This window comes from Streptomyces turgidiscabies Car8, assembly GCF_000331005.1.
In the GTDB taxonomy this organism is placed as follows: domain Bacteria; phylum Actinomycetota; class Actinomycetes; order Streptomycetales; family Streptomycetaceae; genus Streptomyces; species Streptomyces turgidiscabies.
The window spans coordinates 1-1,903 of the sequence record NZ_AEJB01000509.1; the positions used below are offsets into that span (position 1 = coordinate 1).

Genomic DNA, 1,903 nt, shown 5'->3' on the forward strand with positions numbered 1-1,903 from the left:
GACGAAGGCGATGTCCGCGCTCTCGCCCGCCTTGACGGCCTTGTTGCCGACGCCGATCGCGGCGTGCAGCGCGGCGCCGGTGGAGACGCCCGCGAAGATGCCCTCCTGCTGGAGGAGTTCCCGGGTGCGGGTGACCGCGTCCGCCGAGCCGACGGAGAAGCGGGTGGTGAGGACGGAGGCGTCGTACAGCTCGGGTACGAAGCCCTCGTCGAGGTTGCGCAGACCGTACACCAGGTCGTCGTAGCGCGGTTCGGCGGCGACGATCTTCACGTCCGGCTTGTGTTCGCGGAGGTAGCGGCCGACGCCCATGAGCGTGCCCGTCGTGCCGAGGCCTGCCACGAAGTGGGTGATGGAGGGGAGGTCGGTGAGGATCTCCGGGCCGGTGGTGGCGTAGTGGGCGCCCGCGTTGTCCGGGTTGCCGTACTGGTAGAGCATCACCCAGTCCGGGTGCTCGGCGGCGGTCTCCTTGGCGACCCGTACGGCCGTGTTGGAGCCGCCGGCGGCGGGGCTGGGGATGATCTCGGCGCCCCACATGGCGAGCAGCTCGCGACGTTCCTGCGAGGTGTTCTCGGGCATCACGCAGACCATGCGGTAGCCCTTGAGCTTGGCGGCCATGGCGAGCGAGATGCCGGTGTTGCCGGAGGTGGGCTCCAGGATCGTGCAGCCGGGGGTGAGCCGGCCGTCCTTCTCGGCCTGCTCGACCATGTGCAGGGCGGGGCGGTCCTTGACCGAGCCGGTGGGGTTGCGGTCCTCCAGCTTCGCCCAGATCCGTACGTCGGCGGACGGCGAGAGCCGCGGCAGGCGCACCAGGGGGGTGTTGCCTACCGCGGCCAGCGGCGAGTCGTAGCGCATGGGTGCCAGGGGCCGATCAGACCATGCCGCCGGCGACGGCCGGCAGGATCGTCACGGTGTCGCCGTCGGCGAGCTTGGTGTTGATGCCGTCGAGGAAGCGGACGTCCTCGTCGTTGAGGTAGACGTTCACGAAGCGGCGCAGCTTGCCGTCGTCCACGATGCGGGCCTGGACGCCCGTGTGCCGGGTTTCGAGGTCGGCGAGGAGCTCGGCGAGGGTCTCTCCGGCACCGGGGACGGCCTTCTCGCCGTCGGTGTAGGTGCGGAGGATGGTCGGGATGCGGACCTCGATGGCCATGGCTCGGGGCTCCTGTCGGAAGTGGTAGGTCGATGGGCGCGCGGCGGCGCGGAAAGCAGGTTGTTGCAGGTCATGCAGGTCATGCATGTGAAGCGCCGCGGCTCACGGCCGTACGGCGGCAGGGGGCAGCATCAACAGATGGCGCTTGCCAGCCTGCACAGGTCGACGTGCAGCCGCGCCACGAGCAGCAGCATGCCCGGCGTCTTCTCGCTCACGTCGTAGGAAACCATGGGCTCATCGTATCGATTCCCGGTCCGGATCCTGGAGGGTCGTCCCGCATTCTGGACATTTTCGGGCCGCCAGGTGAGATCAGTACTTTTCCACGACGCTGACCTCCTCCTCCGTCACCTCTCCCTCGACGATCCGGAACGAGCGGAACTGGAACTCGCCGAGGCCGTCGGTGTCGGCGGTGGACACGAGGACGTAGTGGGCGCCGGGCTCGTTGGCGTAGGAGATGTCGGTGCGGGAGGGGTGGGCCTCGGTCGCCGTGTGGGAGTGGTAGATGACCACCGGCTCCTCGTCGCGGTCGTCCATCTCGCGGTACAGCTTGAGCAGATCCCCGGAGTCGAACTCGTAGAACGTGGGTGACATGGCCGCGTTCAGCATCGGGATGAAGCGCTCGGGCCGGTCCGAGCCCGCCGGGCCGGCGACGACGCCGCACGCCTCGTCGGGGTGGTCCTTGCGCGCGTGGGCGACGATCTGGTCGACGAGGGCCTGGGTGATGGTCAGCATGCTGGCCAGGATAAGCAGAGGGGC

The 1,903-nt window shown here is 69.0% G+C and carries 4 protein-coding genes; all 4 read right to left on the minus strand.

Annotated elements, in window-relative coordinates:
- On the minus strand, nucleotides 1-852 hold an 852-nt coding region (locus tag STRTUCAR8_RS36650; protein ID WP_006381352.1), incomplete at its 3' end, for a PLP-dependent cysteine synthase family protein.
- Between the two features lie 16 nt (nucleotides 853-868).
- Complete coding sequence (locus tag STRTUCAR8_RS36655; RefSeq protein WP_006381347.1) at nucleotides 869-1,147, minus strand: MoaD/ThiS family protein; 279 nt, start codon at nucleotides 1,145-1,147, stop codon at nucleotides 869-871.
- Nucleotides 1,148-1,278: 131 nt separating this feature from the next.
- Nucleotides 1,279-1,377 (minus strand): putative leader peptide, encoded by a 99-nt coding sequence (locus STRTUCAR8_RS55450; protein ID WP_106438136.1) that lies wholly within the window; start codon nucleotides 1,375-1,377, stop codon nucleotides 1,279-1,281.
- Nucleotides 1,378-1,456: 79 nt separating this feature from the next.
- Entirely contained in the window at nucleotides 1,457-1,879 is a 423-nt protein-coding gene (locus STRTUCAR8_RS36660) for a M67 family metallopeptidase (protein ID WP_006381348.1), read from the minus strand.
- Nucleotides 1,880-1,903: the final 24 nt, after the last annotated feature.